Origin of the sequence: Bacillus cereus group sp. BceL291 (assembly GCF_051776705.1) — a bacterium.
Taxonomy (GTDB): domain Bacteria; phylum Bacillota; class Bacilli; order Bacillales; family Bacillaceae_G; genus Bacillus_A; species Bacillus_A cereus.
The window spans coordinates 24,766-46,965 of sequence record NZ_JBPWAP010000007.1 but is presented as its reverse complement, the minus strand read 5'-3'; the positions used below and the strand labels follow the sequence as shown (position 1 = coordinate 46,965).

Sequence of the window (22,200 nt, the reverse complement as noted above, 5' to 3'; positions counted from 1 at the left end):
CCTCCTAATTTTCTCGAATATCATATCATCATTTTGTAACTTATGGAATTTTTAAGGGAATTTTAAGGTTTTCTTTCGCAAAAAATTAAGAATCAAATGATATGATAAAAGTAACATAGGGGAGGAGATGAGTGTGAACCCGTTTCAAGTGATGCGAGCTAGATATTTTTTAATTGTATTTGCACTATTAATTTTAATAGCGAGAAGTAGTGGCGATTTGCTAACAAGTATATTTCATATACAAAATTCTTCTTTTATAAATATCCTTATATTCTATATCCTTCCGATGGTATGGATTTCTTATGAGTATAGAAAGCACCACATTTCATTTTCATTATTTGTTAATAAAAATGAAACATTTAACTTGGTACAAGTTTTATACATTACGGTTATGTTATGCATGTTTAGTTACGGGTATCTTATTTTGTATATGTATAGTTTTGCATGGATTACACCGGACTTTATTATGAACGCCCTGCATGAACCAATTGTAGATAGTACTGGGGGATATGTATCTCAAGTCATTAGGGTCGTATTCATCGCACCAATTATCGGGGAATTTGTTTTTCGCGGATTTTTACTTCAACGTTTTGCAACAAAATGGGGAACGAGCATAGCGACCATCGTTGTAGCAATATTGTTTGCGTTGTTACATGTTGATTTCCTCGGTGCAGCCATATTCAGCATCGTATTGTCAATCGTATATATTCGTACGAAAAGTTTACTCATGCCAATTGCAATACATATGTTAAACAATGCATTTGTAATAGGTGCTTCTTTTCTAATAAGTAGAGAAAAAATTATTAGTTTTGCCGATTTCTCAAATTATACGACATTCTTTCCTGGACTTATTATTTTTATAACAGGATTAAACTTAGTACTTATCTTTTTATTTGTTAATCGCAAATATTGGAGTAAAGAAGTGCCGGTTATATATGCAGAGCAGGAAAAGAGCTTTTCAGATGTAGTCGGGAGTAAATAAGATGAAGAAGACGGTTGAAAAAATATTAAAAGACATTATAGATTCTACGTCTATTACAGATATGTGTGATAAAAGCGTTTGTCATTGGCTTCAACCTGTAGTAGATACGATTGTGTTTCCAGAGTATTACGTATTTTCTAGTACTCATTTAAAAGAAAATATTATTTCTCTTCTTATTGTGTTCGGGGTTTTACTAATATTTGGTCTAATTGTAGAAGAAATGATGAAGCGCATCTTCAAAAAGAATGAAGAGAAGTATATGTGGATTCATAAAGTATTCGAGAAAGTAATGGTGGCTTTCCTTTTGTTTTATGGTATAAAAACAATCATTTACTTTATAGCTTTGAAACATCATTAATTCGAAATTTGAAAGGGATGTATAAAATTATATGAATGAAACGATATCATCAAATAAGTTTTTTTATTTGATTTTACTTAGTCTAGTGTTAATAACGACAGTGAATGTTATTTTGCGCTGGGAGGAAGCTTATTTTTTCATGTATTTAGCGCTCCATTTGCTAGGGATTTTATGTATAAGTGGTGGAGTGGTTACTGAAAAAAAGAATGAAGAAAGCGTTAACTATATGTGTGTGATCGGTCTTGTTTTACTTTTAGCTGTACAAGGTATTATGAAATATAGTTCTTTCTCTTTACAAGATTTTAGTTTATTAATAGATGTACTTCCTTAAAGAGGCTTTTTATTTTATCTAAAAAGCAAGTAGGGTACGTGTTGGTTTGTAAGTGTGATCCTTATTACGGATTGTGAACCGAAGAAAGTGTTTAAAGATAGGTAAAACTCTTCTTATGTAGAAGAGTTTTTTTATGTAAATAAAAAGATCCAGAGCAATTCACATAATAAGCTTGTTCTAATTTAGCGTGTACGAACTTACAATAATAATAGACAGGCAGCATAGAGGAGGGAATAGCGTGAAGAAGGTTATCGGTTGGTCGCTTTTTTTGTACGTTGGATTTGCGTTACTTATATATTGGTATTTATTTGGATGGAATCATGAACTTATTCCGGACATGTATAAGGGAACGAGTGCAGATCCAGAAACGTTTATGAGTACGAGAGAGCTTACGCTAAGCCAAGATTATTCGCGCGTGAAAAATTTACTATACTTTTTAGCGACGCCTCTTGAATGGATTATTTTATTATTTGTACTTGTGCTAGGTATTTCAAGAAAGTTTGAGAAATGGTCGAAGGAAACGACTAAAATAAGTGTTTTGCAAGTTGCGATTTATTTCTTTTATTTATCATTACTGACAACAGTGCTTGCCTTACCGATGCAATGGATTGGCCGGAAAGTGTCCGTTGATTACGGCATTTCAACACAAAGTACACAAAGCTGGATAAAAGATCATGTTATCGGTTTTTGGGAAAGTTATGCGACTATGTTAATCGTAGTTACCGTTCTATTATGGCTTATCCGTAAATTTCCGAAGAGATGGTGGCTCGCAGGATGGGCGCTCTCTGTTCCATTTACAATCTTTTTAACATTCATACAGCCTGTCGTTATTGATCCACTGTATAACGACTTCTCGACGCTGAAAAATAAAGAATTAGAAACGAAAATTTTAGCGATAGCAGACAAAGCGGACATTCCTGCTAAACACGTATATGAAGTAAATATGTCAGAAAAAACGAATGCATTAAATGCTTACGTAACAGGAATTGGCCCTAACGCCCGTATTGTAATGTGGGATACAACACTTAAGCAGTTAAAAGATAAAGAGATTTTATTTATAATGGCCCATGAAATGGGGCATTATGTTATGAAACATATATATTTTGGCGTTGCAAGTTATGTGTTGCTATCGTTTATAGGTATGTTTTTAATTAGTCGTATTATAAATATGTGTATTCGCAAATGGGGAGATACATTGCAAATTTCAAAAGTAGCATGTTTCTCCATGTTACCTTTATTTTTCTTAATTTCTTCTGTCCTCTCTTTTGCAGCACAACCAGCAACAAACTACGTTTCACGTATAGAAGAAAGAGCGGCAGATCAATATGCTTTAAATATGACGAAGGACGGGAAATCTGGTGTGAAAACTTTTCAATATTTATCAAAAACAAGTTTAAGCCAAGTAAATCCGCCTGCGTTAGTAAAATTTTTCTTATACACGCACCCGCCAATTTTTGAAAGAATTCATACGTTTGAACAATATGAGAAACAAAGCAAAAAGGAGTAGCATGATAGCTACTTCTTTTTTTATAGAGATATAAGTTTCATATTGGGAATATTTATCATTGCTTTTTATTACGATTTTGTAAATAATAAGCTATAAAATTCTAAAAATCTATATATAAAGGAATAAAGGTGGAAAAATGTATTTTTTACAAAATTTAAAAGTGAAATATAAATTATTAGCGCTTATTTCATTAGCAGTTTTAGGTATGGTAATTATGAGCAGTGTAGCAATTAATTCTATTAATAAGATTAAGCACGATACAGAGGTTGTAGTAGATGATTATCAATATTCTGCAATTTTATTAGAAGGAATGCTTCGTACACAAAATTCATTAGAATATAACTTACTAGAATTAATTACGGCATCACAAAATGAAGTGGCAAATAAAGAGGGGATAATTGATAATATTGAAAAGGATCTTAAAAAATATGATTCTTTATTAAAAGAATATGATGATGGTTTTAATTTAAGTAAGCAAGAGGATGAACTATTTCAGAAGATGAAGAAATCTTTGCCAAGTTATAAAGATACATATAAAAAATTATTTGAAAAGGCGAAGGCAACAAATGAGCCACAAATGGTAAATAAATTTCAGAAGGAATTAAAACCGAAGGGAATAGAGTTAGCTGGTTATGCAGTGGATCTAGAATCGTATGTTTCAAATTTAGCTGACCAAGTATTTAAAGATTCTCAAAAAATGATTGATCGTTCCGTTATTACCTTTATCATTCTTGTAGTAGTTACTACAATCGTTATATGTATAGTAAGTTATATTATTAGCAAGCTCATAGTTGCTCCTTTACAAACGGTTAGTCGTATGATGGAAAGAGCGAAAGAAGGAGATTTAACCGTACATGGTGATTATACTGCTAAGGATGAATTAGGTGTATTAGTAAGTAATTTTAACGAGATGATTGCAGGGCTAAGAACAAATATGCAAGAAGTAGAGAATAATATTCAGCTTTTATTCCAACATGCAGACGGAGTAGTATCTGCATCAGAAGTATCTAGTAGTGCAGCGAAGAAAATCACTATGGATATTGAAGAAGTTGCAAATGGTGCAGAGAGTCAAATGCAAGCAATGGAACAAACTGCGGGTGCGATGGAAGAGTTGACGCAAGGAATGCAGAGTATAGTCAATACATCATCCTCTGTAAATGAATTATCTGCTCAATCAGCATTAGATGCAGAGAGTGGTAACAAATTAATGAAACAAATGATTCAACAGATGGATACAATCCAAAATTCGGTACATAGCGGTGTGAAACAAGTAGAGACTATGAAAGAACAATCAGAAGAAATTGTTAAAATCATTGATGTTATGCAAGGTATTACCTCCCAGATTAACTTATTAGCATTAAACGCCGCAATTGAGGCTGCACGTGCTGGTGAAAGTGGTAGAGGATTTGCAATTGTGGCAGATGAAGTGCGGAAATTAGCAGAACAATCTAGTGATTCTGCAAAACAAATTGAGAATCTTATTACTCAAGTTATGGGAACAACGAACCATACGGTACATATGATGGGGAAAGTAGATAATGAGGTACAGGCAGGTACACAAGTAGTAATGCATACAGAAAAAGTATTTGGAACAATTACAGAAAAAGTACAGCAAGTATCTGAGCAAATTCAAACGGTATCTATGTCTACAGATGAAATTGCAGCGAGTAGTGAGGAAATCTCGGCTTCTGCAGAAGACATGGCTCAAATTTCCCAAAGATCATCTGACCGAACTGATAGGGTAAAAGAGTCTATTCAACAGCAAGAAAAATCTGTTCAAGAGATTTCGGTTTCAATTGAACATATGCATAACGCAGCAGGAAAATTAAAACAAATAGTTGGCCAATTTACTCTTCAAAAGTAGTAGCATATTTGAGTGTTAATAAATATAAAAAAATCATCCTCTTTTAAGAAAAAAGGATGATTTTTTTATCCCGTTATTTGCTGGGCAGTAAGACCCCCACCTCAAAATTCAGCGAAAGCGAGTTATCAGTGAAGGGGGATGCTACCTCTGAAATATAAACCATGAATATAGTAATCTCCATTAGGCATCTCCTTTAGGTGCCAATAAAGGGAAGTTATAAAGTGAAAAGGAGTTTATAAAGAGATTGTAGAATGTTTTAGTATATAACACCTTAGATGTGACAACTTCCTTTTTGAAAAAGAAAGAAGGGGGTATAAAGCAGAAAGGTAGTGGGAATATTTCTTCTAGAAGATTTGCATTTTATCTTACATTCACAAAAAAAATAGTACTCCTGAAACAATGAAGTTCATTTTATTTGAATGAAATAGGGAGAGAGGATAATGAAGAAAAAAATATTGGGTGTAATGATGATTGCGACAATGGCAGGAGGTATATTTGCAGGGGCGAATGTGACACCTGTAAAAGCGGAAGAGTATCCACAAATGATTGTGTTTGAAGATGTTCCGTACGGATTTTGGGCATATGATGCTATTATGGATTTAGCGTATCATAAAATTATATTAGGGTATGGAAACGGGAAGTATGGTGTTGGCGATCTTATAACACGTGAACAAGTAGCTGGGACTATTTACAGAACACTTGAGATAAAAGAAGAAGGGCCAGTAGCGAATCCATATAAAGATGTTTCTGATAGTACAACCACTTTTAAAAAGGAAATTTTAGCGTTAACAAAACGTGGTGTTTTTAAAGGGGATGGCCAAGGGAATTTTAGGCCGAAAGCACCAATCTCTAGAGCGGAAATGGCTGTCATTTTAAAACGAGCATTTAATTTTGAAATGAAACAAAAACATACATTTAAAGATATTCCAAAAGGTCACTGGGCAGAAGATGCAATTAGTGCGTTACAATCTAATAATGTTGTGAGAGGAACTGGGAATGGCATGTATGAATTAAATCGCCCTGTACCTAGAGAACAATATGCTCAGTTTATTAATAATGCGATTATTAATTATCATTTGAAAGAGGATTGGAAGTAGAGTGAAATATGAAAGCACAAATAGAAAAATTTGTGCTTTTTTGTTTGTTTAAAAAAGAATTATTATTCGTATTTATGTATTTTTATGTTTATAAACAAGCTTTATAATCAACCCGATGAAAAAGACATGATGTGTAATATGATTCACAAAACCGTCACGAAATGTGTCGGAAAATGTATTGTCACTATACCATTTATTCTGTATATTTTTAAAAAAACATATACATATTGGAGAGATAATTTGATGAGCAAAAAATTATTAAAAACAGCTACAGCATTAACAATTATGGGTGGGGTGTTATTCTCAGCAGAGAGTAATAGTGTAAAAGCGGAAAGTGCACCGTTGCAAAAAGCAAATACAATTGTATTTAAAGATGTACCAAAAGGACATTGGGCATATGAGGCAATTCATGAATTAGCGGAACAAGAAATAATTTTGGGATATGGCGATGGAATATTCGGTTTTGGGGATAATGTAACACGTGAGCAAGTTGCAGCTTTAATTTACCGTGTGTTTGATATGGAAGAACAAGATGAATATGAAAACCCATATGGAGATATCGATGAAAATTCAACAAGCTTTATCGAGGAGATATTGGCTCTAACGGAAATCGGAATTTTCCAGGGAGACGAGAATGGAAACTTTAGACCGAAGGCGACGTTAACGCGTGCAGAAATGGCACAAGTTCTTACGAATGCTTTTGACCTACAGGCAAAGGGATCTCATAACTTTAATGATGTTTCAGCAAATTCATGGGCAACGAATGCAATTAGTGCAGTACAAACAAATGGTATTACAATGGGAATCGGAGAAGGTAAATTCGGTCCGTCTATGAAGGTAACGAGAGAACAATACGCACAGTTTTTACATAGAGCAATATTGCATGATATGGAACAAGGGCAGTAATAAAGTTTAACTAGTGAAAGTGAAATTCAAAAATAATACCAAAAGGTCGTTGTTGTATAACAGCGGCCTTTTTTGTATGAAATAAAGCGCGAAAGAATGGCGTTTTGAAAAAAAACGAAATGAATTTTCAAAAAAAACTTCCTTTTCTGAAGATTTGTTATATAATATAAAACATGAAATCAAATCTGTTATAAAACAGTTTAAGAAGGGGATGCTAATATGTCGACGCAAACTTCACGGGTTACACTCGTTGGAGAAATGTTACCAGCGTACAGCGAAATATTGACACCTGAGGTGCTTAGTTTTTTGAAGGAACTACATGAGAATTTTAATGAGCGCCGCATAGAACTTTTACAAAAACGTGTAGAAAAACAAAAGAGAATTGATGCAGGGGAGTTTCCGAAGTTTCTAGAAGAAACACAACACATACGTGAAGCGGATTGGACAATTGCCAAGCTGCCAAAAGACTTAGAGGATCGCCGTGTAGAGATTACTGGACCGGTAGATAGAAAGATGGTCATTAACGCTTTAAATTCAGGAGCGCATCTTTTTATGGCGGATTTTGAAGATTCGAATTCACCAACTTGGGAAAATGCAGTGGAAGGCCAAATCAATTTACGAGATGCAGTAAAGGGAACGATTTCACATGAAAATGATAAAGGGAAAGAATATAGATTAAATGAGAAAACAGCTGTACTCATTGTACGTCCAAGAGGATGGCATTTAGAGGAAAAGCATATGCAAGTTGATGGGAAAAATATGTCGGGTAGCTTAGTAGACTTCGGCTTGTACTTTTTCCATAATGCGAAAGCTCTTTTAGCAAAAGGGAGCGGCCCATACTTTTACTTACCGAAAATGGAAAGTTATTTAGAAGCGAGATTATGGAATGATGTATTCGTATTTGCTCAAAAATATATCGGTATTCCAAATGGAACGATTAAAGCAACTGTGTTACTGGAAACGATTCACGCTTCGTTTGAAATGGATGAAATTTTGTATGAGCTAAAAGATCATTCTGCTGGCTTAAACTGCGGAAGATGGGATTATATTTTTAGCTTTTTAAAGAGTTTCCGTAATCATAATAAATTCTTACTACCAGATAGAGCACAAGTCACGATGACGACGCCATTTATGCGTTCGTATTCTTTGAAAGTAATTCAAACATGTCACCGCCGTAATGCACCAGCAATTGGAGGAATGGCGGCACAAATTCCGATTAAAAATAATCCAGAAGCAAATGAAGCAGCTTTTGAAAAAGTGCGTGCTGATAAGGAACGCGAAGCTTTAGACGGTCATGACGGGACTTGGGTTGCCCACCCTGGACTTGTACCGGTTGCAATGGAAGTGTTTAATCACATTATGAAAACACCAAATCAAATTTTTAGAAGACGTGAAGAAATATGTGTAACAGAAAACGATTTACTAGAGGTACCGGTGGGAACGATTACAGAAGAGGGCCTTCGCATGAATATTAGCGTAGGTATTCAATATATTGCATCTTGGTTAAGCGGACGGGGAGCAGCACCCATTTATAACTTAATGGAAGATGCGGCAACAGCTGAAATTTCAAGAGCACAAGTATGGCAATGGATTCGTCATGAAGGTGGAAAACTAAATGATGGTCGTAATATTACGCTTGAATTAATGGAAGAATTAAAAGAAGAAGAATTAGCAAAAATAGAAAGAGAGATTGGTAAGGAAGCCTTTAAGAAAGGAAGATTCCAAGAGGCGACAACGTTGTTTACAAATCTCGTTCGAAATGATGAATTCGTACCATTTTTAACATTACCGGGTTATGAAATTTTATAAAAAAATGAAAAGGGGATGGAACAAATGAAAAACGAAAGAATCGAGAAGTTACAAGAAAGCTGGGAATTAGATGAGCGTTGGAAAGGGATCACACGTCCATATTCGGCAGAAGATGTAATTCGCCTGCGCGGGTCAATTGATATTGAACATACGTTAGCGCGTCGTGGTGCTGAGAAGCTTTGGACATCGCTTCATACAGAAGACTATATTAACGCACTTGGCGCATTAACAGGAAACCAAGCGATGCAACAAGTAAAAGCTGGGTTAAAAGCGATTTACTTAAGTGGTTGGCAAGTAGCAGCTGATGCAAACCTTTCTGGGCATATGTATCCAGACCAAAGTTTATATCCAGCGAACAGCGTACCTGCTGTAGTAAAACGAATTAATCAAACGCTTCAACGTGCGGATCAAATTCAGCATATGGAAGGAAGCGATGATACAGACTATTTCGTACCGATTGTAGCAGATGCAGAAGCTGGATTTGGTGGGCAATTAAATGTATTCGAACTGATGAAAGGTATGATTGAAGCAGGTGCATCAGGTGTGCATTTTGAAGATCAATTATCTTCAGAGAAAAAATGTGGCCATTTAGGCGGAAAAGTATTACTACCAACGCAAACAGCAGTACGCAATTTAATTTCTGCACGCCTTGCAGCAGATGTAATGGGAGTGCCGACAATTATCGTTGCAAGAACAGATGCGGATGCAGCTGATTTAATTACGAGCGATATTGATCCTGTTGATAAAGCATTTATTACAGGAGAAAGAACACCAGAAGGATTTTACCGTACGAATGCAGGTCTTGATCAAGCAATTGCGCGCGGTTTAGCGTATGCACCGTACGCAGACCTCGTTTGGTGTGAAACGTCAGAACCGAATTTAGAAGATGCAAAACGATTTGCGGACGCAATTCATAAGGAGCATCCAGGGAAGCTACTTGCATATAACTGCTCACCTTCATTCAACTGGAAACAAAAACTAGATGAAAAAACAATTGCAAGCTTCCAAAAGGAAATCGCATCTTACGGTTACAAGTTCCAATTCGTAACACTTGCTGGATTCCATTCATTAAATTACGGTATGTTTGAACTAGCACGTGGCTATAAAGAGCGCGGCATGGCAGCATACTCTGAACTACAACAAGCAGAATTCGCAGCTGAAAAACATGGCTACTCTGCAACACGTCATCAACGCGAAGTAGGAACAGGTTACTTTGATGAAGTGGCACAAGTGATTACAGGCGGAACTTCATCAACGACAGCGTTAAAAGGATCTACGGAAGAAGCGCAGTTTACGAAATAAAAGGAAGGGGCACCTTTTTGAAAGGTGCCCCTTGTTATTTTCTAAACGATTCGAAAAGAGAGATTGAGTTGTCGGCAAAAAACGATACTAACTTTTCTTTATTACTAAATCAACTCCACTCAGCCCTATGATCACGAATAAACTTCATATCTTTCTCATAATGCTCTAGATGTCCTTCATCAATCATTCTTTGGAAATTCAAGTCGCCTTCTTGAGCTTTTCGTTTCATATATGTACATAACCCTTCTAATCGAAGCAACACCATTCCTAAGTAATCTTCATCCATATTTTTATCATAGGACTGAACGAACAAATTCACTCTCTCTTTAATACGATCTGCATGTTGCGATGAGTCATAATGAACGGCTTCACCGGATTCAGTATAATACACTCTACTTAAAGGCACACAAGTATAGAGTGTATAAGCGATATCCCATAGTCTTGGACCAGGAGCAGCAACATCGAAATCAATAATCCCTACTGGCTTCTCATTATTAAAAATAATGTTATATATGGCAAAATCATTGTGACATAAAACCTCAATGTTATTTGGAGTATGATCCATCGGTTTCCAATCAGCTAATAACGGAAAATCACTTACAGCATCATGGTAAAGGAGGAGCATCTTTGCTATTTCTTTTAATACATCATTAGATCGCATATATTCTTTTAAAGGATAATTGCCAGCTTCTCCTTCAATAAAGGATAAAATCTCTCTATCCTTTTCATCTACACCTAAAAACTTTGGAGCATAGTGAAATCCTTTGTTTTCTAAATGTTGCAATAGCTTATGAATCTTTTCACTGCCTGGCTTTAACTCTCGCCGAACAGTATTTTCAGAACGATATACGCTTGAGACGTTTCCCCCTGTTAGCCTTTCTTCTTTAGCGTAGTTTGACATGTGAAAATTCCCCCTGTGATTAAAAAATCTAATTCCAAATAGTGAATAGACCAACAACGGCAGAAAAGAGAAGGGAAGCAAGCAATGCTAGACAGCCAAAAGGAACTAGCTTATCTTTCCATGTTTCTTTATACTCATAAATTAACTCCTCTGCTACTTTCTTCTGCACTGAAGATAAAGGTTGATCTTTATACAAACCTTTTATATGGTTAGAATCGCCTTTAAACTTTAAAGCACGTGCAATATGATGAGGACTATTTCCCATTGATTTTTCAAATAATAAACATGATTCATGCATAATACCTGTTTTATGCTCTTCTAGATACCAGTAACGTCCAGCCATTTCTGGATATGGTAATTTATAATAAATATCTCCGAGTTGTTTTCGAAGATGTAATTCATTTGGGTATGTAAAGATGAGGCCATGCAATCTATCTCTTGCTTTTCCAAGATTATTATTTTCAATATCCTCTTCAATTCTTTTTAATGTTTTTCTAGGAATTTTATTGGTCATAAACTCCTCCTTATTTAGAATAGAGATAATTATATTTTATAAGAAATACTAAAAATTAGAAATTCTATTTTCGAAAAAGATTGTACATTTTATTTTAATGTGCTATGATGATGTCAGTTGAATAGTTAAATTAAGCAATCCATATGTTATCAAGTGCTGAAAACGAACGAGAAAAAGTATGTGAGAACTAGTTTATGTTTCGTATTTGATAATGTGTGGATTCTTTTTTTAGACAGGAAGACTAAAAAATTTAAAATTTGTATTTTCTTAGGAGGAAATAATTATGGCAGTAACAGGACAAGTAAAATGGTTTAACAACGAAAAAGGTTTCGGTTTCATCGAAGTTCCAGGCGAAAACGACGTATTCGTACACTTCTCAGCAATCGAAACTGACGGTTTCAAATCTTTAGAAGAAGGTCAAAAAGTTAGCTTCGAAATCGAAGACGGTAACCGTGGACCTCAAGCTAAAAACGTAATCAAACTATAATTTTATAGTTGATGATGGAAAAAAGGATGGCTAATGCCATCCTTTTTTTGTTGTGGAGAAAGTTTTTTTAGAGCCTGTTTTTATATCTAAATCTCTTTTTCGATGTTACAACTGGTAAAAAATTATCTGGAATGCGTATTAGTTTCTGTAGAAGAATTAGTTCAGCAAGAGCATTTGCTGCGTATGATAGTAAATAACTATAAATTTGTATTCTCTGTTGAAATGGGGAAATCTTTTCCAGATAGACCTTGAGTAACATCTTTTTTGTTAGCGTTGTTGTTGGAATTTTGTACGTTTTGAGATGATGTTTCTAACAGTTGTTCTTGTTCCTTACTAGGGGTATTCAGAGCATCTGAGGGAATGCTATTAACCTGCTGATTTAATGGATTTTCTTTATCCATAGTATACAACTCCTTTTTAGAATTCGATAAAAAGCAATGTAATTATAAATAGCTACTTATATATATTTTGTTTTTGAATGACATTATATACAAAACTTATATTGCAAAGTTAACTAATTAACGAATTGTTAGTGATGGATAAAGATGTACAAATTTTAATTTTTTAATAAAAATTAAAAGCGGGTAACAAGTACAAATACTCTTTCTCATGTTTTATATAAGGATCATATTACAAATCAAAAAAGATGTAGAGAACCTTGGAAGAAAATATAGTCGTTTTTTAGGGGGAAGAAGAATAAATAAAATGATACTACAAATGTAAAAAGGCATTCCATAAAGGAAGGCCTTTTATTGTTCTTGCCCTGATTTTTTCTTCTCACGTTTTTTACATTCTGGACATTTTGATTTACGAAACGGTTTGGCAAAGAATAGCAGAATGAAAAATAAACCGAATATAATACTAGCTGAGTTTTTCACGATAATGACGCTACTATTTTTCATTTGAATCGATGGTTGAATCTCTTTTTCTTCCATAGTGGCCCTCCATATATTGGATTTACATTTTAATTATAGCAAAGTTAGTTGTTGTAATGATGTGAAATGAGGAATGGATAATAAATATTTATAGGTAGTATAAATGCTGTTTTTATAACTTTAAAATTAATTAATTTCTATATTGTGATTTTATTGTTTAACAAATGTTTGATAAATGATAAAAAATTGTAAAAAAGCGGAACTTGTAAGCTATTTCCTTTTCATAGATGCTAAAATTATATATGCAGCTGCTAATATAAATGGAAAAAAGGAGATAATGGAGTATGGAAAGTAAAGTGGAACGCTATGTCGAAAATTATGTTGTAACGAAAAATACGATGGCCTTACTTCCTGTTATTCTAAGTGAAAAGAAAATTGTTACGCGAGTCGTTGAAATGAATGATTCTTTTTTCGTATTTCAAAAACCTCTAGATATTATAGAAAGAAGTTGCCGCAAGCATGGCTCTAGTTTCTTAGGGCAAAACCTCCCTTAATACATAAAAGAAGTTTAATTCAATATAACATCAGTTAAACTCCATTTCTACAATTTTTAATTCATAAGCTTGCCACTCGTTACTTCTTTCAACAATTATCCTTTTTAGTATAATTTGCATGAGTATCTTCTTTTCTTCATCATTCAAGTTATTCCAATTAAGTTTCATATCATTCAAAATTTCTATTAATTCATCATTCTTGAGCTTTTTATTTTCGGCTGGTTTTAACTTATACAATTCTTCTGTTAAAACTCTTTCTCTATCACTTTCTTCTTTCATAAGTTCTGTAAATTCTTCATCTTTCAAGTGTTCGTTCGCCCAAGCATATTGCCATTTTTTACGACGTTTTTCAATAATTTTTAGTTCATTCTTAATTTGTATAATTTCATCTTCGGTATTATTTTGTCCAACTGAGACGTCTTCATCCGTTGCATGTATATGTAAGGAAAGGATATATGGAATGATAGTTTTTTCTAATTTACGTTCGGACATGCTGCTCATATTACAAACATTTAATTTGCGACCTCTACAGAAATATTGCTTATATTTAGTGACAGTGCCATCTTTTTTCTTTGACGTTACATAGTTTCCTACTAATGACCTACCGCAGCGGGGACATTTTATAATGCCAGAAAAAATATAACTCCCATATGCGCTACGAGGGTGGGATTCTCGTCTTGCTGCTCGTAATTTTTGAACACTATTAAATAAATCTTTTTCTATAATAGCTGGTACAGAATTTGGAATCTCAAAGTAATGTTCCGTTTCTTTTCTCCAACGTAAAGTACCGACGTATAGAGGATTTTCTAAAATATATATTACAGCCTTTTCATTCCAATAATCTCTTCCAGACGTTCCAATGTTATTGAGTTTTTTACAAATTCGCTGGGCACTATGTCCTTTTAAATAATCATTAAAGATAGAACGAACAACTTTTGCCTCTTCTTCAATAATAGTTAATACACCTTCTTTATGGTCGGCATTGTATCCGTAAGGTTTTCTACCAGAAGTATATTTACCTTGTCTAATTTTTTCTTGTTGTCCCACTCTAACTCGTTCACCAATATTTTCACGTTCCCATTGGGCTAGTGCAGCAATAATAGTAATGAATAATCTTCCGATTGCCGTTGTGGTATCATACACTTCTGTGGCGCTTTTAAATTTACAATCGTATTTTTCAAATACATCTAACAAAGTGTATAAATCTAGAACAGATCTTGTAAGTCGATCTAATCGATATACCAATACACAATCAATTAATCCTTTTTTTATATGGTCTATCAACCGTATCAGTTCTGGACGATTAGTATTTTTAGCAGATATACCCTCATCTACGTAGTAACCGACAACATCCCAATCCTGTGCTTCGCAATATGCTGTCAGCTTCTTCTTTTGAGCTGAGATGGAATATCCCTCTTCAGCCTGCTCTTCTGTTGAAACACGTGCGTAAATTGCGCATCTCACTGTTTATTCCACCTTTCAATTTATTTTTAAATCATATTTTGGTGAACCTATAAAACTCTAGAAGCTCGACGGGAACATTGTTTTTATATGCTATACGTGCTTTTGTATCATATGGAGCAATGCTATTTTCATCAATTAACAAAAGCGCAGCAAATGTATTAGCTTCAATTTCTAATTTATCAACAGATAATAACGTGTTTTTTCGTAAAAAGGGTGTATTCGCATTAGGGTGAAGTACTGCATGTCCTAATTCATGTGCGCAAACTGTCCTTTGCATAGTTGAAGATAAATTACTGTTGATAGCTATAAATTTATTTCTTTTTTCATACTTATAGAAACCATTAATTTCTTCATGTAGATCATGAAGAAAAATATTTATATTTAAACGTTGTGCAAGTTCAAAAGGGTCTTTAGTGTTATGTTTTTTGCAAAGTTGTTGGACTGTGTTTTTTATTACGAATTTCAATGTGATCACTCCTGAACTTACATTAATTATCTTTACGATGCTTTTTAGGGATGTATTTTTTATTAATAACCTTTGTTTGACGTACAATGTATTCCATTGCATCTAATAAAGAATCTACAGCTTCTTCACTCATTGGCTCACCAGAAAACATAAGTCCTTGTGAGTCTTTTAGGTCATGTTTTATTTCTTCCATTCTTTTTTCAATATCTTTTTCGTCTTTAATGGTTAATTGATCTAACTGTTCTCTTCCAAGTAAATAGTCGGTTGTTACGTGAAAATAATCAGCGACTTTTTGTAGTTTCTCGGCCGATGGTGATGTTTTATCCCATCTACGTATTGTTCCATTTCCGAATTCTAAATCACGTTCTAGTGCTGAGAGTGCAATCTTCCTTTTTGCGCATAAGTCTTTAATCGTATTAACTAAAGTCATATAAATCACCTTTCTGATTTTAGCGCAGGTTAAAAATTTAGCAAATATGCTATATAATTATTGACTTTTAGCATATTTGCTATTAATATATACCTGTAAGCTAATTATTTAGCGGAATTAAGGCGTAAAAAAAACCATAGCATTAATGTTTTAGTGATCGCTGGGGGGCGACTAACTTGGGATTTCTGCGTCTTTTTTCCATACACTTAATTTAGCATATTTGCTAATGTGTAGTCAATAATTTAGCGCAAATTTTCGCAAAAAGAAAGTAGGTAACAAAGTGCAATATTCAAATTTTGGAATAAAAGTAAGGACGGAGTTGTTAAAACGAAATTTAACTCTTAGTTCATTTGCTTCTGAATTAGGAATTTCTATTTCCTATTTATCGGATATTTTAAAAGGGTCTAGGAAAGGGAAAAAACAAAAAAAACGAATTGCAGACACTTTAGGTATTGAAATATGTGAGGAAGATATCAAATGACAAACCAATTAACGGAACAACTAATTAAAATGGATGGTCCAAGTCCAGAAGCATTAAAACTTTTAAAAGCATTCTTAATGAGGACATCTGTTCCGAGAATAGCAGCTCAAAGAATAAAGGATAAATCAGAAGTCAAGTCATAACAAATAACTGAAATGGGGTGTATTAATTGAAGAACGGTAAAAATCCAACAAAAAAGGAAAGGATTCATATCAAATCATACAATTTAAATCCTGATAATTGGCTAATCTTCAAAAAAGTAAGTAATGAACTACATTTAGTGCATCGTTACACAAATGCAACGAAAGTAATTCCAAGTTTATAGAGGAGGAAAGTAACATGGATCAACTAACAGTAGCAAATGAACAATCATTAGTATTTGAAAACAACGGAAAAGTAGTAACAGATAGTTTAATGATTGCTGAAATGTTTGAAAAGACACATGACAATGTGTTGAAAGATATTAGAAAACAAATTGAATATGCGGGACCTGAATTTTCACTCGTAAATTTTCACGAGTCAAATTATGAAAATGAGCGTGGGCGAACATATCTTAAGTATAACTTGACAGAAGAAGCTTTCACGCTGGTTGCAATGAGTTACAACACAAAAGAAGCTGTTCAAATGAAAATTAAGTTTATTGAAGAGTTTAAACGAATGAAACAACACATACAAAATCAGCAACAACTTCCTAAAGATCCGATGAGTATTCTGAAACTCACATTTGATGTTTTAGAAGGTCAAAAACAAGAAATTCAAGATATTAAATCAGATGTGAAGGATTTAAGAGAAAACGCTCCTTTATATGCTATCGAATGTGATGAAGTATCAAAGGTTGTAAGAAAGTTAGGTGTTCTTTTATTAGGTGGTAAGGAATCTAACGCTTATAGGGATGTTAACCTTAGAAAAAAAGTGTATAGCGATATTTATAGTCAATTACATAGAGAGTTTGGAATTAGTAGTTATAAAGCTATTAAACGTCATCATTTAGATAGAGCGATTCAAATCATTAATGAAGAATATTCACTTCCAATTATTTTAGAAGAAGAAATTACAGCCACAAATGCACAAATAAATATGGCGGAAGTTCAGTAGGAGGAGCAATCATGCAACAACAAATTTTAGTAATTGTTACGAGCTTATCCAGTACACCAAATGTTTTTGGATACAAAACAAAGGATGCCGCAAAAGAAGGAGTTCAAAAGTTGATTAAAAAAGGAACGAGTCCTAATTCAATTATTGTAGCTCAAGAACTACCTATGAACATCGATATTCAAGTGGATGTTGAATTTTAATAAGAAAGGTTTAGGTGAGAAAAGTAATGGAAGTCATGATTGATTTAAATACATTTGCCGATGGAGCACTTGCTGAAAGATTTCATCAAGAGTTTGGGCGTGTAATGGAAAATATGGCGGATTTAAATACTGATCCTAAAAAAGCAAGAAAGATTGTTTTAACACTTTCGTTTGCTGGTGATAAAAAGCGTGATGTATGGAATTGTCAGGTTCAAGCCACTTCGAAACTAGCACCAACAGAAGCGGTAGAGTCTAAGATTCTATTAGATATGGATCAAAACGGAAATTTAGTTGGTCAAGAGTTAGCTTCCGGGATTCAGGGACAGTTTTATATGGATCTACAGGGTGATGTGAAAACAGATGTTGGACAACCTGTAGAAGAAGTAGAAGAAAAAGAACAAAATCAGGCTGCTGAGAAGCAAACAGTAGTAATCGATTATTTGAAAACTAAATCTAATTAAGAAAAGGGGAAATAAAAAATGACTATGACAAGAGAAGCAATTGAAAAGGTATTAGAGATTGGAACAATTAAAACACACAAAATCGGTGAACAGACATATTCAACGCAACGCTTACATCTTGTGCAAGAACCAACACCAGCGGAAATTGTTGTACGTAGTTTATCTGGATTGGTAAGTTACATAAAATCTGAGTTTGATACAGCGGTACCTTTAATGATTCATATCGAGAACCCGATGACAGTTAGTGTATTTACAGCAGTTAATGGCGACAAGGTAAGAAGTACATTTATCCAAGCGAAAGCATCTATTCCGCGTTTTAACTTTGATAGTTTTTATGACAGAGAAGAACTTAATATCGCATTACAGTCAGGATTTGTAGAAAATGATCATCGTGGCATTATTTTAAAGGTGATAGGAAATGTTGTAGACGAAATGGTAAAAGGAATTGAAGATGATGGTGTATCGCAAGCTGTAACTGTAAAAACAGGAACTGCTACAAGAGGACAGGCGAAAGTTCCTAACCCAGTTGAGTTAATGCCATATAGAACATTTGTAGAAGTAGAACAACCAGAAAGTAGGTTTGTGTTTAGAATGCGTGAAGGTGCTCGTTGTGGTTTGTTTGAAGCTGACGGTGGGGCTTGGAAATTAGAAGCAATGAATAACATTAAAGAGTACCTAAATAAAGCATTATCGCAAGAAGTGGAATCTAAAAAGGTGTTTATTTTAGCCTAATGGACATTATAACGGTAGAAAGTACAACGAATGTCTGTATCTTTGGATTAGGGATTGCGATACTTGCGTATGGAGTTTATAAAGGCGGTACTTTCATTGAACGAAAGTTTGATGAAAGTGATCGTTTAGAAAGGGAGCGTTTAAACAATGGGAACCGAAAACAGAGTACTTCCAGAACATTTGACGATGGCATCAGAATTAGAAAAAGAGCGTAAGGAATGTATACAGAACCGACAACTTTTATATAAACAAATGGAGCAAGCCAATAGAAACGGCGACAAAATTGCTTATGTTGAACTTCATGATTTATATCAAAAGCAAAATAGCAGAGATTTAGAAATATCAAAGGAGTTATCAGCTATGTACTTCAAGAAAATAAAAAATGATTCTTCTAAAGAAAGAAAACAGGTTTTAGAAGTAGCAGATCGTTTGGAAGAAGTGGGAGGAAGAAAAGAAGTTGTCGATAGTATTCGACGGAATTCATAAAAAAGAACCCGCTGCAACGGGTCCTATTAGAAAAAATATTACTTGATAAGTATAACATTAAATATAGTTCTTGAGAATTTATGAGGTGGCTTTTATGGGAATTATCCGAGTGAAAAAAGACAGCAATTATTCTGTCATAAATAATACCGGTTTAAAAGATGAAAGGTTGTCTTGGAAGGCAAAAGGAATTTTAGCTTATGCACTTACATTACCTGATAATTGGACTTTTCATATAAGTGAGTTATCTCAACACGCTAAGGACGGGGAAGACTCGTTACGTTCAGGGTTTAAAGAGTTAAAAGCGCTAGGATATATCAAGCGTTATCCAGTTCGTGATGAAAAGAGCAAGAAGATAACAAATTGGGAAACTGAAATTTATGAAACACCAGATACGGGGAAGCCACATGAGGAAGAGCCACTTATGGAAATTCCACATGTGGAAAACCCAGATGTGGAAAAGCCACTTGTGGGAAACCTACATGTGGAAAATCCGACACTACTAAATACTAATATACTAAGTACTAATAAATTAAATACTAATATACAAAATACTAATTATTATCATGATGATAATAAAGAATCGAAATCACATGTATTAGTCGATGAAGAATTTAAAGTCAGTTATAACTTTTTAAAAGGTGAAGGAATTCCGTTAAGTGAAATTGCTATTACGGAATTGGGAGAGTTTTGTGATTCGTTTGGTAGCAAATTAATTAAACATGCTGGTCACAAAGCTATTGATGAAAATAAGCCAAAATGGAATTACATTAAGGCCATTTTGAAAAGCTGGGAAAAGCAAAAAGTAAAAACATTAGATGATGTTGCTGCATTAGATAGACGCTTTGAAATGAGTAAGAACAAGCGATTGAATGGTTCAGGACCAGGCCGTTCAAATAGAAAAGAAATTGTTCCAGATTGGTTACGTGAAGATGTTGAGCCAACTAAAAAAGAAATCGAAAAGCAAAACTCGCAATCTATTGATGAAGAACGTGAGAGATTGCAAGAAGTGCTAAACAAATATAAATCATAGGAGCGATTTGCATGTTAAATCCATTTGAGGATGTAATTGGAGAAGAGTGTTACGAATGCGAGGATTTTTTTCCAGATTCTGATATGAGTAAAATATATATTTCTGGTTTGGAAAGAACTTTATGCAAGCAGTGTAGAGAGCAGCTTGAACAGAGAGTAAAAGTGTTAGATTTTCGTGTCATTCATGACGTACTAAAGGAATTAATAAAAGGATTTGGCCGCGAGAAAGTCCGTCAATTTGATTTAGTAACTGCAAAAAGATACGTGATTGATAACGATGTAGTTCTAACGATTGAAAAACGTGGTGGCAAGTTTAATCAAGAACCTTTAGGAGAATTTGTTTCCTTATTTACCGAAGAGTTAATTGTAGTCATCGAATTTTTAATGAGAAAAATGAATCCTAATCTATGGATGAATGCTGTGATAGGGAATGTGTTAGATCAACAAATGATAATTACGCTTTCACCGATAAAAGGTGAATCAAATGACTGAACAAATCACAATAGATCATGATTTTATTTACGAGCCATTCATAGATACATACATGGTAGATATTGTTACAGAATCAGGATTTAAATTAGAATTTTGTGAAGCTGAAACGAAAGAAGAAGCGGCGTTAAAAATTCGTGAAAAATATCGTAAGAATTATAGTTTTAAGATTCGTAGTATTGAAGTTTCGAATAGATCGTTAAAAGAAATTCAAGAACTTAACTAACAATTGAATAGGAGAAGATACTCATGCGGAATCCATATGATTATTATATAACTCCAGAAGAATATGAGGTGGCTGCAAAGAATGGAATTAGTAATGAATTACTGACACGTAGGATTAGAAATTTGGGGTGGGATAAAGAAATTGCAATGACAAAACCATCAAGATATAACGCAAATAGATGGAAAAACATTAAAGAAATAGCTTTGAAAAATGGTATCTCTCATTCAACTTATACAGCAAGAATAAAAAAAGGTTGGAGATTGATTGATGCAATCAGTAAGCCACCTATAGATAAATATCAAGCATTAAAATTGGCGGAACAAGCCAATTCAAAATGTAAAAATAAAGTGTTAACTGATGGACAAGCGGAACAAGCTGAATTAAATGGTATTAGTTATAGTACGGCACGTGACAGAGTTAAACGTTTGAAGTGGACTGTAGAAGAAGCCATAACAACTCCAGTGTTAACACGATCAGAATGTGGAAAGAAGGCAAAAGAAGCTTCACCTTGGTCAAAGTTGGTTATTCCATCAAGAGAAGAAATGATGCAGCGCAGGAAGTTAACTTATATAGCTAATTAGTTTGAATTCATAAATCTTTAATTAAGGAGAGATAGAAAATGAATTTACAGATTGATGAAAAGAAAGTAACTGCTGGTCAATGGGTTGTATGCGAATTGAAGGATAACAAAGTTATTGCACAAGTGAAACGAGTGATTAAAGATACATTTAACAACAAAGTAGAGTTATGGGGAACATGGGGATGTCAAGGAGCGATACATGGTGATTGGGGCTACAATCATGCAAATAAATGTAGATATGCAACAGTAGAAGAGATCAACAAAGAAAGTTTAAGACGTGTATTTGCTCAAAAAGGACGTAAGCCGAACGAGTATCGCTCAGGTGATGTTGTAACGGATGATGTGTATGCATCTCGTATTTTACACGTAATAGACGATAGAGCAACTGTACAAATCATGAACTCGCATCAAATATATGAGGTTGCAATAGAAAATTTAGAGATTCTATTCTTTGCTGAGGATATGGCTGGTTAAATCATGGGATTTGTAGTTTCAATATTCTGTGTATTGGTGGTTATGATTGTCTTCAGATTGGTAGATAAGATTAACAAAAGAAAGCGTTCAGATAAATAAG

31 protein-coding genes and 2 pseudogenes are annotated in these 22,200 nt (G+C 34.1%); 26 read left to right on the top strand and 7 right to left on the bottom strand.

Annotation, left to right across the window (positions count from 1 at the left end; genetic code table 11):
* Positions 1-133 precede the first annotated feature (133 nt).
* From ACS2CR_RS07590 to aceA, 10 genes and pseudogenes are all read left to right on the top strand, one after another.
* On the top strand, positions 134-982 hold the full coding sequence (locus ACS2CR_RS07590) for a CPBP family intramembrane glutamic endopeptidase (RefSeq protein ID WP_001067984.1): 849 nt from the start codon (positions 134-136) through the stop codon (positions 980-982).
* A gap of 1 nt (position 983) precedes the next feature.
* The gene (locus ACS2CR_RS07585) at positions 984-1,340 is read left to right on the top strand and encodes a hypothetical protein (RefSeq protein ID WP_000754337.1); all 357 of its coding nucleotides are present in this window, start codon (positions 984-986) and stop codon (positions 1,338-1,340) included.
* Between the two features lie 31 nt (positions 1,341-1,371).
* Positions 1,372-1,671: a DUF2101 family protein gene (locus ACS2CR_RS07580; RefSeq protein WP_001006050.1), complete on the top strand. Its 300-nt coding sequence runs from the start codon at positions 1,372-1,374 to the stop codon at positions 1,669-1,671.
* Positions 1,672-1,909: 238 nt separating this feature from the next.
* The gene (locus tag ACS2CR_RS07575) at positions 1,910-3,178 is read left to right on the top strand and encodes a M48 family metallopeptidase (protein ID WP_000755730.1); all 1,269 of its coding nucleotides are present in this window, start codon (positions 1,910-1,912) and stop codon (positions 3,176-3,178) included.
* Between the two features lie 136 nt (positions 3,179-3,314).
* A pseudogene (locus ACS2CR_RS07570) lies at positions 3,315-4,094 on the top strand (MCP four helix bundle domain-containing protein); the annotation flags it as partial.
* On the top strand, positions 4,089-5,042 hold the full coding sequence (locus ACS2CR_RS07565; protein ID WP_423250456.1) for a methyl-accepting chemotaxis protein: 954 nt from the start codon (positions 4,089-4,091) through the stop codon (positions 5,040-5,042). The pseudogene ACS2CR_RS07570 and the gene ACS2CR_RS07565, both read left to right, overlap by 6 nt.
* Before the next feature lie 440 nt (positions 5,043-5,482).
* Positions 5,483-6,139 carry an S-layer homology domain-containing protein gene (locus tag ACS2CR_RS07560; RefSeq protein WP_053513602.1) on the top strand — a complete coding sequence of 219 codons (657 nt, stop codon included), beginning with the start codon at positions 5,483-5,485 and terminating at the stop codon, positions 6,137-6,139.
* Positions 6,140-6,277: 138 nt separating this feature from the next.
* Positions 6,278-7,045, top strand: a complete 768-nt coding sequence (locus tag ACS2CR_RS07555; protein ID WP_153602435.1) for an S-layer homology domain-containing protein — start codon at positions 6,278-6,280, stop codon at positions 7,043-7,045.
* A 219-nt stretch (positions 7,046-7,264) separates the two neighbouring features.
* Positions 7,265-8,854, top strand: coding sequence for a malate synthase A (gene aceB, locus ACS2CR_RS07550; RefSeq protein ID WP_053513604.1), 1,590 nt, complete (start codon positions 7,265-7,267; stop codon positions 8,852-8,854).
* Positions 8,855-8,878: 24 nt separating this feature from the next.
* A complete protein-coding gene (gene aceA / locus ACS2CR_RS07545) occupies positions 8,879-10,156 on the top strand; it encodes an isocitrate lyase (protein WP_000787346.1) in 1,278 nt (425 codons plus the stop codon).
* A 109-nt stretch (positions 10,157-10,265) separates the two neighbouring features.
* Here aceA and ACS2CR_RS07540 read toward each other — a convergent pair whose 3' ends face one another.
* Positions 10,266-11,057, bottom strand: a complete 792-nt coding sequence (locus ACS2CR_RS07540; RefSeq protein WP_053513606.1) for a phosphotransferase — start codon at positions 11,055-11,057, stop codon at positions 10,266-10,268.
* Positions 11,058-11,085: 28 nt separating this feature from the next.
* Positions 11,086-11,571 carry a DUF6584 family protein gene (locus ACS2CR_RS07535; RefSeq protein ID WP_053513608.1) on the bottom strand — a complete coding sequence of 162 codons (486 nt, stop codon included), beginning with the start codon at positions 11,569-11,571 and terminating at the stop codon, positions 11,086-11,088.
* A 283-nt stretch (positions 11,572-11,854) separates the two neighbouring features.
* Between ACS2CR_RS07535 and cspA the strand changes: the two genes are divergently transcribed.
* Positions 11,855-12,058, top strand: a complete 204-nt coding sequence (gene cspA, locus ACS2CR_RS07530; RefSeq protein WP_000301518.1) for an RNA chaperone/antiterminator CspA — start codon at positions 11,855-11,857, stop codon at positions 12,056-12,058.
* Between the two features lie 197 nt (positions 12,059-12,255).
* Here the strand turns inward: cspA and ACS2CR_RS07525 are convergent, their stop codons facing one another.
* Positions 12,256-12,459: a hypothetical protein gene (locus tag ACS2CR_RS07525; protein ID WP_000356922.1), complete on the bottom strand. Its 204-nt coding sequence runs from the start codon at positions 12,457-12,459 to the stop codon at positions 12,256-12,258.
* Between the two features lie 348 nt (positions 12,460-12,807).
* Positions 12,808-12,993: a hypothetical protein gene (locus tag ACS2CR_RS07520; RefSeq protein ID WP_000391373.1), complete on the bottom strand. Its 186-nt coding sequence runs from the start codon at positions 12,991-12,993 to the stop codon at positions 12,808-12,810.
* 284 nt (positions 12,994-13,277) lie between these two features.
* Between ACS2CR_RS07520 and ACS2CR_RS07515 the strand changes: the two are divergent.
* Positions 13,278-13,475, top strand: a pseudogene (locus ACS2CR_RS07515) (competence protein ComK); the annotation flags it as partial.
* A 42-nt stretch (positions 13,476-13,517) separates the two neighbouring features.
* Here ACS2CR_RS07515 and ACS2CR_RS07510 read toward each other — a convergent pair.
* The 3 genes from ACS2CR_RS07510 to ACS2CR_RS07500 are packed head-to-tail and all read right to left on the bottom strand — an operon-like array spanning position 13,518 to position 15,847.
* Positions 13,518-14,951, bottom strand: coding sequence for a recombinase family protein (locus ACS2CR_RS07510; protein ID WP_042597292.1), 1,434 nt, complete (start codon positions 14,949-14,951; stop codon positions 13,518-13,520).
* Between the two features lie 31 nt (positions 14,952-14,982).
* Entirely contained in the window at positions 14,983-15,417 is a 435-nt protein-coding gene (locus ACS2CR_RS07505) for an ImmA/IrrE family metallo-endopeptidase (protein WP_042597293.1), read from the bottom strand.
* Positions 15,418-15,439: 22 nt separating this feature from the next.
* Positions 15,440-15,847 carry a helix-turn-helix domain-containing protein gene (locus ACS2CR_RS07500; protein WP_042597294.1) on the bottom strand — a complete coding sequence of 136 codons (408 nt, stop codon included), beginning with the start codon at positions 15,845-15,847 and terminating at the stop codon, positions 15,440-15,442.
* A gap of 280 nt (positions 15,848-16,127) precedes the next feature.
* Here ACS2CR_RS07500 and ACS2CR_RS07495 point away from each other — a divergent pair, with 280 nt between their 5' ends.
* The 14 genes from ACS2CR_RS07495 (at position 16,128) to ACS2CR_RS07430 (ending at position 22,100) form a co-directional block, all read left to right on the top strand.
* A complete protein-coding gene (locus ACS2CR_RS07495) occupies positions 16,128-16,328 on the top strand; it encodes a helix-turn-helix domain-containing protein (RefSeq protein ID WP_042597296.1) in 201 nt (66 codons plus the stop codon).
* Positions 16,325-16,471, top strand: coding sequence for a hypothetical protein (locus tag ACS2CR_RS07490; RefSeq protein ID WP_171840956.1), 147 nt, complete (start codon positions 16,325-16,327; stop codon positions 16,469-16,471). Before ACS2CR_RS07495 ends, ACS2CR_RS07490 begins: the two co-directional genes overlap by 4 nt.
* 26 nt (positions 16,472-16,497) lie before the next feature.
* A complete protein-coding gene (locus ACS2CR_RS07485) occupies positions 16,498-16,653 on the top strand; it encodes a DUF6906 family protein (protein ID WP_171840955.1) in 156 nt (51 codons plus the stop codon).
* A gap of 14 nt (positions 16,654-16,667) precedes the next feature.
* Entirely contained in the window at positions 16,668-17,423 is a 756-nt protein-coding gene (locus ACS2CR_RS07480; RefSeq protein ID WP_060852360.1) for a Rha family transcriptional regulator, read from the top strand.
* Positions 17,424-17,434: 11 nt separating this feature from the next.
* The gene (locus tag ACS2CR_RS07475) at positions 17,435-17,623 is read left to right on the top strand and encodes a hypothetical protein (RefSeq protein ID WP_001187283.1); all 189 of its coding nucleotides are present in this window, start codon (positions 17,435-17,437) and stop codon (positions 17,621-17,623) included.
* 26 nt (positions 17,624-17,649) lie between these two features.
* Positions 17,650-18,084: a hypothetical protein gene (locus ACS2CR_RS07470; protein ID WP_042597300.1), complete on the top strand. Its 435-nt coding sequence runs from the start codon at positions 17,650-17,652 to the stop codon at positions 18,082-18,084.
* Between the two features lie 18 nt (positions 18,085-18,102).
* Positions 18,103-18,816 carry a hypothetical protein gene (locus ACS2CR_RS07465; protein WP_042597301.1) on the top strand — a complete coding sequence of 238 codons (714 nt, stop codon included), beginning with the start codon at positions 18,103-18,105 and terminating at the stop codon, positions 18,814-18,816.
* The gene (locus ACS2CR_RS07460) at positions 18,816-19,031 is read left to right on the top strand and encodes a hypothetical protein (RefSeq protein WP_014894867.1); all 216 of its coding nucleotides are present in this window, start codon (positions 18,816-18,818) and stop codon (positions 19,029-19,031) included. The genes ACS2CR_RS07465 and ACS2CR_RS07460 overlap by 1 nt, the downstream gene beginning before the upstream one ends.
* A complete protein-coding gene (locus tag ACS2CR_RS07455) occupies positions 19,003-19,302 on the top strand; it encodes a hypothetical protein (RefSeq protein WP_228417467.1) in 300 nt (99 codons plus the stop codon). The genes ACS2CR_RS07460 and ACS2CR_RS07455 overlap by 29 nt, the downstream gene beginning before the upstream one ends.
* Before the next feature lie 94 nt (positions 19,303-19,396).
* Positions 19,397-20,332 carry a DnaD domain protein gene (locus tag ACS2CR_RS07450; protein WP_060852358.1) on the top strand — a complete coding sequence of 312 codons (936 nt, stop codon included), beginning with the start codon at positions 19,397-19,399 and terminating at the stop codon, positions 20,330-20,332.
* Between the two features lie 11 nt (positions 20,333-20,343).
* Complete coding sequence (locus tag ACS2CR_RS07445; protein WP_060852357.1) at positions 20,344-20,823, top strand: hypothetical protein; 480 nt, start codon at positions 20,344-20,346, stop codon at positions 20,821-20,823.
* On the top strand, positions 20,816-21,046 hold the full coding sequence (locus ACS2CR_RS07440) for a hypothetical protein (protein WP_042597305.1): 231 nt from the start codon (positions 20,816-20,818) through the stop codon (positions 21,044-21,046). The genes ACS2CR_RS07445 and ACS2CR_RS07440 overlap by 8 nt, the downstream gene beginning before the upstream one ends.
* Before the next feature lie 23 nt (positions 21,047-21,069).
* On the top strand, positions 21,070-21,627 hold the full coding sequence (locus ACS2CR_RS07435; RefSeq protein WP_042597306.1) for a hypothetical protein: 558 nt from the start codon (positions 21,070-21,072) through the stop codon (positions 21,625-21,627).
* A 38-nt stretch (positions 21,628-21,665) separates the two neighbouring features.
* Positions 21,666-22,100, top strand: a complete 435-nt coding sequence (locus ACS2CR_RS07430; protein ID WP_042597308.1) for a hypothetical protein — start codon at positions 21,666-21,668, stop codon at positions 22,098-22,100.
* Positions 22,101-22,200: the final 100 nt, after the last annotated feature.